Below are 8,162 nucleotides of genomic sequence, written 5' to 3' on the forward strand. Positions count from 1 at the left end.
GCCGGCGCTCAGGAGTAAGTGGCGGCGTTGCTGGCGAGGTACCAGCGGGCGAAGCGCTCCACGCCCACGGCGATCGGCGTCGAAGGCCGAAAACCCACCCAGGCCTCCAACAGAGCCGTGTCGGCGGCGGTGGCCTCCACATCGCCGGGCTGCATTGGCTGCAGATCCCGGATCGCCGGCCGGCCCAGGGCCTGCTCCAGCAGCTCGATGAAACGCAGCAGCTCCACCGGCTCGCTGTTGCCGATGTTGAACAGGCGGTGGGGCGCCCAGCTGGTGGCTGGGTCGGGTGCCGCGGCGTCGAAGGCGGGATTGGCGGTCGCCGGCTTGTCGGCGCAGGCGATCACCCCGGCCACGATGTCGTCGATGTAGGTGAAATCGCGGCGCATGCGCCCCTGGTTGAACACCCGGATCGGCTCCCCCGCCAGGATCGCCCGGGCAAACAGCATCGGCGCCATGTCGGGCCGGCCCCAGGGGCCGTACACCGTGAAGAAGCGCAGGCCGGTGGCGGGCAGCCCGTAAAGGTGGCTGTAGGTGTGGGCCATCAGCTCATTGGCTTTCTTGGTGGCCGCATAGAGGCTCACCGGATGGTTGACCGGCTGATGCTCGGCAAACGGCAGGTTGGTGTTGCCGCCATACACCGAGCTGCTGGAGGCATAGACGAGATGCTCAATGCCGTGGTGCCGGCAGCCCTCGAGGATGTGGCCGAAGCCCACCAGATTGGCCTGGATGTAGGCGGCCGGGTTTGCGATCGAGTAGCGCACCCCTGCCTGGGCCGCCAAGTGAATCACTGTGGTGGGCTTGTGCTGCGCGAAGGCCGATTCCACTGCAGCCCGATCCTCCAGATCGGCTTCGATCAGCGCCAAGGGGGTGCCGGAGGTGCCCGTGGTGGCCGCCGTGGCCTGGAGCTGGGCAATCCGGGCCCGTTTCAGGGCGGGGTCGTAATAGGGATTGAAGTTGTCGAACCCCACCACCCGCTCGCCGCGAGCCAACAAGCGCTCGCACACGGCTGCACCGATGAAGCCGGCAGCACCAGTCAAGAAAATAGTCATGGAAGGGGCTCCGGACCTGCGGGGGGAACGGCCAGCAAGCTCCACGGCGTCCTGTGCCGGATTCTGTACAACCAGTACGGAATCAGGGAGAGCAGCTTGCGGAACGGGGCCTTGGACATTCAGCCGATCGCCTCGCGGAAGTAGGCGATCGTGGGGTCCAGGCCCTGCTCCAGCGGCACCGTGGGCTGCCAGCCCAGCTCCTGCTGGGCCAGCTCGATCACCGGTTGGCGCTGCAGCGGGTCGTCGGCCGGCAGCGGTTCACAGGTCAACGGCAGGTCGGGATTGATGCGGGCGCGAACCAGCTCGGCCAGCTGGCGGATCGTGAACTCTCGCGGGTTGCCGATGTTGATCGGGCCGGTGTGGCTGCCATTCATCAGCCGGATCAAGCCCTCCACCAAGTCATCCACATAGCAAAAACTGCGGGTCTGGCTGCCGTCGCCATAGAGGGTGAGCGGTTCGCCCCGCAAGGCCTGCACGATGAAGTTGCTCACCACCCGACCGTCGTCGGGGAGCATGCGCGGGCCATAGGTGTTGAAGATCCGCGCCACGCGAATCTCGGTGCCATGCATGCGCCGGTAGTCGAAGCAGAGCGTTTCGGCAATGCGCTTGCCCTCGTCGTAGCAGCTGCGCAGGCCGATGGTGTTGACGCAGCCCCGGTAGCTCTCGGGCTGGGGATGCACCTCCGGATCGCCATACACCTCGGAAGTGCTGGCGAGCAGCAGCCGGGCACCAACGCGGCGGGCCAGGCCCAGCATGTTGTAGGTGCCCAGAAAGCTGGTTTTGGCGGTCTTGATCGGGTTGAACTGGTAGTGCACCGGAGATGCCGGGCAAGCCAGGTGCCAGATCCGGTCGACCTCAAGCTTGATCGGCTCGGTGACGTCGTGGCGGATCAGCTCAAAGCGCGGATGACCGATCCATTGGGCGATGTTCGCCTTGCGGCCGGTGAAGAAGTTGTCGAGGCAGATCACCTCCTCACCGGCCTGCATGAGGCGATCGACGAGGTGAGAGCCGACGAAGCCGGCGCCGCCGGTGACCAGGTTGCGCGTGATCGAAGCCGGCATCGCTCAGCCCTCCCCCACGGTCCAGACGTTGAGACCCGCCGCCCGGGCGGCGCTGGCGTCCGCCTTAGCCCGGGCATCAAACAGCCAGGCCGGCTGTCGCATCCCCGTCGCCACCGCTGGCCAATCGATCGTTGCGAATTGCTGCCATTCGGTGAGCAGCAGCAGGGCATCGGCTCCGCTGGCCGCCTGCTGCACATCGCTCACCGGGTGCCAGCTCCCCTCGGCTGTGTGATCGCCGGTTGCCGCGCCAGCCGGCTGACCCAGGTCGCGCGCCATCTGCCGCTCGCTCACCTTGGGGTCAATGATCGCCAGTACCGCCCCCTCCTCCAACAGATCCCGGCAGATGCGGATCGCCGGCGATTCGCGCGTGTCGTTGGTGTCGGCCTTGAAGGCAAAGCCCAGCACCCCGATCCGTTTCCCCGTCACCGTGCCAAACAGCTTGTTCACCACCAGCTTGGCGATGCGGTGCTGCTGCCAGGTGTTGAGCAGCACCACCTGCTCCCAGTAGGCCGCCACCTCCTCTAGGCCGTAGTGGCGGCAGAGATACACCAGGTTGAGGATGTCTTTCTGGAAGCAGCTGCCACCAAAACCAGGGCCCGCCTGCAGAAACTTCGCGCCAATACGGCTGTCGGCACCGATCGCTTTGGCCACCTCGCGCACATCGGCACCCGTGGCTTCGCAGATGGCCGCAATGCTGTTGATCGAGCTGATCCGCTGGGCCAGAAAGGCATTGGCCGTGAGCTTGGAGAGCTCGCTGCTCCAGAGGTTGGTGCGCAGGATCTTCTGGGGGGCCACCCACTGGCCATAGATCCCTGCCAGGGCCTCGATCGCCTCTGGATCCTCGCCACCGATCAGCACCCGATCGGGACCCTCCAGATCACCGATCGCCGTGCCCTCCGCCAGAAACTCGGGGTTGGAGAGCACCGCAAAGCTCTTGCCCGCCGGGCCCGCATCCAGGATCGCCTTCACCGCCGCTGCGGTGCGCACGGGCAGGGTGCTCTTCTCCACCACGATCGTGTGACCCCGGGCCGCCTGGGCCACCGTGCGGGCGCTGGCCTCCACCCACTTGAGATCGCTGGCCTGACCAGCGCCCAAACCCTTGGTCTTGGTGGGCGTGTTCACCGACAGGAACACCATGTCGGCCGCGGCGATCGCCGCCTCCACCGCCGTGGAGAAGTGCAGATTGCGGCCACGGCAGCGGCCCACCACCGCATCCAGACCCGGCTCGTAGACCGGCAGCTGGCTGAGATCGGGATCGTTCCAGGCGGCGATGCGCTCGGCATTGAGATCCACCACGCTCACCTGGATCTGCGGGCAACGATCAGCAATCACCGCCATCGTCGGACCGCCCACATAGCCCGCGCCGATACAGCAAATGCTGCGAATGGTCGATGACGCCATGGAACGCGGCAGGCCGATAGCGAGAGACTATCCCTGAAGCACGGGATGCCCCGCTTGGCCCAACTGCTGATCACGGGAGGCGCCGGCTTCATCGGTAGCCACACCGCCCTGGTGCTGCTGGAGGCCGGCCACAGCCTGGTGGTGCTCGACAACTTCACCAACAGCTCCCCAGAAGCGCTGCGGCGGGTGCAGGAGCTGGCCGGCCCTGAGGCAGCCGGCCGGCTCACGGTGGTGGAGGGCGACATCCGTTCCGCTGGGGATTTGGAGCGGGCCTTCGCCGCCGCCCCCGGCGACCAGCCCATCGCGGCTGTGATCCACTTCGCCGGGCTCAAGGCGGTGGGGGAATCGGTGCGCGAACCGCTGCGCTATTGGGATGTGAACCTGGCGGGCTCGCGGCAATTGCTGGCGACCATGCAGGCCCGCGGCTGCCGCACCCTGGTGTTCAGCAGCAGCGCCACTCTCTATGGCTACCCCGAGGCGGTGCCGATCCCGGAGACAGCGCCGATTCAGCCGATCAATCCCTACGGCCACAGCAAAGCCGCCGTGGAGCAGCTGCTGGCCGATCTGGCCGCCAGTGAGCCCGGCTGGCGCATCGCCCGGCTGCGCTACTTCAACCCCGTCGGAGCCCACCCCAGCGGGCGGATCGGCGAAGACCCCAGCGGCATCCCCAACAACCTGTTCCCATTCGTGAGCCAGGTGGCGGTGGGGCGGCGCGAGCGGCTGCAGGTGTTCGGCGGCGATTGGCCCACCCCCGATGGCAGCGGCATCCGCGACTACATCCACGTGATGGACCTGGCGGACGGCCACCGGGCCGCCCTCGATGTGCTGCTGGCGGAGCCACCCCAGCTGCTCACCCTCAACCTGGGCAGCGGGGTGGGTCACTCCGTGCTGGAGGTGGTACACGCCTTCGAAGCGGCCAGTGGCCGCCCGGTGCCCTACAGCGTGGTGCCGCGGCGTGATGGCGACGCCGCCAGCACGGTGGCCGATCCGGCCCTGGCCGCCGAGCGGCTTGGCTGGCGCACCCGCCGCAGCCTGTCCGACATGTGCCGCGACGGCTGGTGCTGGCAGCAGGCCAACCCCCAGGGCTATGGCGGCTGATGCCCGACTGGTGCTGGCCGGTGGCGGCCATAGCCATGCGCTGCTGCTGCGAATGTGGGGCATGGCCAGGCGCCGGCCCAGTCTGCGCCCACCAGCCCAGATCACGCTGGTGAGTCGGTGCAGCACCGCCCTGTATTCGGGCATGGTGCCGGGGCTGGTGGCCGGCCTCTACGACACCCAGGCCTGCAGCATCGACCTGCGTCGCCTCTGCCGGCTGGCCAAGGTGACCTTCATGCAGGCAGAGATCACGGGCCTCGATGTCCAGGCACGGGAGCTGCAGCTGGAGGGCCGGCCCAGCCTGCGCTGGGACTGGCTCAGCCTCGATGTGGGGGCGGAAACCGTCGACAGCGAGCACGCGACGGTGGCCGTCAAGCCCCTGGAGCCCTTCCTGCAGTGGTGCGCCCAGCAGGAGCAGGGCTCTCTGCGCATCCGGGGCGGTGGCGCGGCGGCCGTGGAGGTGGCCTTGGCCCTGCGGGGCCGGGGGCTGCAACCCGAGCTGCTGTTGCGGGGGCACGCCTTGCATCTGGGCTCGGCAGCGGCCAACCGGCTCGGCGAACGGCTGCTCCAGGGCGCAGGCATCACCGTTGAGACGAACAGCCCCGCAGGTGCGGCGGCCGACCTGGCCTGCACCGGCAGCCGCGGGCCCCGTTGGCTGGCCGCCAGTGGACTGCCCTGCGACGCCCAGGGGCGGCTGCTCACCGAAGCGAGCCTGCGGGTGCAGGACCACCCCAGGCTGTTTGCCAGCGGCGACTGCGGCGTCATCACAGGCCACCCACGCCCTCCCGCCGGCGTCTGGGCCGTGCGCTGCGCCCCGACCCTGGCCCGCAACCTGGCCGCCGCAGTGGCGGGCCGGCCGCTGCGGCCCTGGCGGCCCCAGCGCTGGGCCCTGCAACTGCTGGGGGATGGCGGCAGCCTGATGCGGCAGCCCCAAGCCGTGGCCTTCTGGGGCCCCTGGGCCTTCGGGCCGAGCCCCCTGCTCTGGCGCTGGAAGCACCACCTCGATCAGCGCTTCATGGCTCGCTTCAGCCGCCTGAAGGCCATGGATCAAAACGGGGCCGCGCCGATGGCCTGCCGGGGCTGCGCCGCCAAGCTGGCCGCCAGTCCGCTGCAGGACGCCCTGGCACGCAACAGCCTGGGCGGCGGCACACCGGCGAGCGCCGAGGACGCCGCCGTGATCGGCCCCACGCCGGATGGGACGCTGCTGCTACAGAGCGTGGATGGCTTCCCGGCGCTGGTGGCTGACGCCTGGCTCAATGCCCGGCTCACCACCCTGCACGCCTGCAGCGACCTCTGGGCCTGCGGCGCCCGGGTGGAGAGCGTGCAGGCGGTGGTCACCCTGCCCGAGCTGGCGGCTCCAGTGCAGGCCGACCTGCTCAGCGACACCCTGGCGGGGATCCAATCGGTGCTGGCGCCGCTGGGGGCCCGGCTGATCGGCGGCCACACCCTGGAGGCCCGCCACACCCAAAACCAGCCAGAGCCCGCTGGGGGCAGCCTGAGCCTGGTGCTGAGCGTGAATGGCCGCACTGGCGCCGGTGAACCCTGGGGCAAGGGGCCATTGCGCCCGGGCGATGGCCTGCTGCTGAGCCGGCCGATCGGCAGCGGCGTGCTGTTTGCCGCCGCCATGGCCGGGGCCGCCGCGCCCCAGTGGATCGACGCCGCCCTGCTCCAGATGCAACAGAGCCAGGCGGCCCTGGTGGAGCTCCTGGCCCGCCACGGCTGCCGGGCCTGCACCGACGTGACCGGCTTCGGGCTGCTGGGCCACCTGGGCGAGATGCTGGCGGCCAGCCCCGACTCCTGCCGCGTGACGCTGAAGGCTGCCGCGATCCCAGCCCTGCCCGGGGCGCTGCAGCTGCTGGAGCAGGGCTGGGCCAGCAGCCTGGCTCCCTCCAACGCCAGCGCCCTGGCCCTATTGGGGGAACGGGTGCAGCTGCAGGGAATGGCCAGCGCGGCGCAGCAGGACCTGTTGATCGATCCCCAGACCTGCGGCCCCCTGCTGGCAGCGATTCCCGCCGATCAGTGCAACGCCGCCCTTGCCGCGCTGCAGCAGGCGGGCTTCCCCCAGGCCGCCGTGATCGGCCAGGTGCACACCTGAGCACCGCCACAGCGACCCGGCAGGGAGAATGACTCCATTGCTGATCCCTGCCTGTTGTCTGCCCTCACCCGCTGCCTGGAGGAAGAGGCTGCTGCCATCGCCGCCGTCGCCCAGCGCCTCAGCAGCGAGCAGGTGGAAGCCGCCCTGGAGCTGCTGGAGGGCTGCCGGCAGCGCCGCGCCAAGCTGGTGCTGACGGGGGTGGGCAAGAGCGGCATCGTCGCCCGCAAGATCGCTGCCACCTTCTCCTCGATCGGCCTGACGGCCGTGTTTCTCAACCCGGTCGACGCCCTGCATGGCGATCTGGGCATTGTCGCCTCCGACGACGTGGCCCTGCTGCTCTCGAACAGCGGCGAAACCGAAGAGCTGCTGGCCATCCTTCCCCACCTGCGCCGCCGCGGCACCGCTCGCATCGCCCTGGTGGGTCGCCTGGCCTCCAGCCTGGCGCTGGGCTGCGACGTGGTGCTCGATGGGGCGGTGGATCGGGAGGTGTGCCCGCTGAACCTGGCCCCCACCGCGAGCACGGCGGTGGCGATGGCGATCGGGGATGCCCTGGCGGCCGTGTGGATGGAGCGGGCTGGCATCTCGCCGGAAGACTTCGCCATCAACCATCCCGCCGGCTCCCTCGGCCGCCAGCTCACCCTCACCGTGGCCGATCTGATGGTGCCGGCCAGCGATCTGGCGGGCCTCTCACCCGAAGCCCCCCTAGCTGAGGTGATCGGCCGGCTCACCGAGGGCAGCAACGGCAAGGGCAGCCTTGGCGCCGCCTGGGTGCAGGCGGCTCACAACCCCGCCGAGCTGGCCGGGCTGATCACCGATGGCGATCTGCGCCGCACCCTGCAACGCCATGCTCCCGAGCACTGGGCTGCCCTGCGAGCCGGCGCCATGGCGACCGCCAACCCGATCACGGTGGCGCCCGACACCCTGGCCATCGCGGCGCTGGAGCTGATGGAGCGCAATCCCCGCCAGGCGATTTCGGTGCTGCCGGTGGTGGATCCAACCCGGCCCCGCCAGCTGCTGGGTCTGCTGCGGCTGCACGATCTGGTGCAGGCTGGGTTCACCACCAGCACCGCCGCTGAGCGCCCATGACGGCCATCCCCTTCACCCTGATCGCCGGCCCCTGCGTGATCGAAAGTCGCGATCTGGTGCTGCAGGTGGCCGAGCAGGTGAAAGCGATCACCGATCGCCTCGGCATCCGCTATGTGTTCAAGGCCAGCTTCGACAAGGCCAACCGCAGCTCCGGCAAATCGTTTCGTGGGCCCGGCCCCGAGGAGGGCCTGGCGATCCTGCAGGAGGTGGGGCAGACCTTCGGCCTGCCGGTGCTCACCGACATCCACGAAAGCCACCAGGCCGCCGCCGCCGCCCAGGCGGTGGACGTGCTGCAGATCCCGGCCTTTCTCTGCCGCCAGACCGACCTGCTGGAGGCCGCGGCCAAGGCCGTGGCCGGCACCAACAAGGTGGTGA

General features: G+C 69.5%; 6 protein-coding genes and 1 pseudogene. 4 read left to right on the forward strand and 3 right to left on the reverse strand.

Going from position 1 to position 8,162, the window contains the following annotated elements:
* Positions 1-8: 8 nt before the first annotated feature.
* The 3 genes from KBY70_RS07935 to KBY70_RS07945 all read right to left on the reverse strand — a co-directional run bounded on the left by KBY70_RS07935 (position 9) and on the right by KBY70_RS07945 (position 3,511).
* Positions 9-1,049, reverse strand: coding sequence for an NAD-dependent epimerase (locus KBY70_RS07935; protein WP_254988039.1), 1,041 nt, complete (start codon positions 1,047-1,049; stop codon positions 9-11).
* 119 nt (positions 1,050-1,168) lie between these two features.
* Entirely contained in the window at positions 1,169-2,110 is a 942-nt protein-coding gene (locus KBY70_RS07940) for a UDP-glucuronic acid decarboxylase family protein (RefSeq protein ID WP_254988040.1), read from the reverse strand.
* Between the two features lie 3 nt (positions 2,111-2,113).
* Positions 2,114-3,511 (reverse strand): nucleotide sugar dehydrogenase, encoded by a 1,398-nt coding sequence (locus tag KBY70_RS07945; protein WP_254988041.1) that lies wholly within the window; start codon positions 3,509-3,511, stop codon positions 2,114-2,116.
* 54 nt (positions 3,512-3,565) lie between these two features.
* Here KBY70_RS07945 and galE point away from each other — a divergent pair, with 54 nt between their 5' ends.
* The 4 genes and pseudogenes from galE to KBY70_RS07965 form a co-directional block, all read left to right on the forward strand.
* A complete protein-coding gene (gene galE, locus KBY70_RS07950; protein ID WP_254988042.1) occupies positions 3,566-4,609 on the forward strand; it encodes a UDP-glucose 4-epimerase GalE in 1,044 nt (347 codons plus the stop codon).
* Positions 4,599-6,701 (forward strand): selenide, water dikinase SelD, encoded by a 2,103-nt coding sequence (selD, locus tag KBY70_RS07955; RefSeq protein WP_254988043.1) that lies wholly within the window; start codon positions 4,599-4,601, stop codon positions 6,699-6,701. Before galE ends, selD begins: the two co-directional genes overlap by 11 nt.
* Positions 6,702-6,755: 54 nt before the next feature.
* On the forward strand, positions 6,756-7,787 hold the full coding sequence (locus KBY70_RS07960) for an SIS domain-containing protein (RefSeq protein WP_254988044.1): 1,032 nt from the start codon (positions 6,756-6,758) through the stop codon (positions 7,785-7,787).
* Positions 7,784-8,162: pseudogene (locus KBY70_RS07965) on the forward strand (3-deoxy-8-phosphooctulonate synthase); the annotation flags it as partial. The gene KBY70_RS07960 and the pseudogene KBY70_RS07965, both read left to right, overlap by 4 nt.

Source organism: Cyanobium sp. ATX 6E8 (assembly GCF_024346335.1).
Lineage (GTDB): Bacteria > Cyanobacteriota > Cyanobacteriia > PCC-6307 > Cyanobiaceae > Cyanobium_A.

Coding starts and splice junctions, on each gene's coding strand:
- KBY70_RS07935 (WP_254988039.1), bottom strand. CDS start 1,049: ATGACTATTTTCTTGACTGGTGCTGCCGGCTTCATCGGTGCAGCCGTG.
- KBY70_RS07940 (WP_254988040.1), bottom strand. CDS start 2,110: ATGCCGGCTTCGATCACGCGCAACCTGGTCACCGGCGGCGCCGGCTTC.
- KBY70_RS07945 (WP_254988041.1), bottom strand. CDS start 3,511: ATGGCGTCATCGACCATTCGCAGCATTTGCTGTATCGGCGCGGGCTAT.
- selD (WP_254988043.1), top strand. CDS start 4,599: ATGGCGGCTGATGCCCGACTGGTGCTGGCCGGTGGCGGCCATAGCCAT.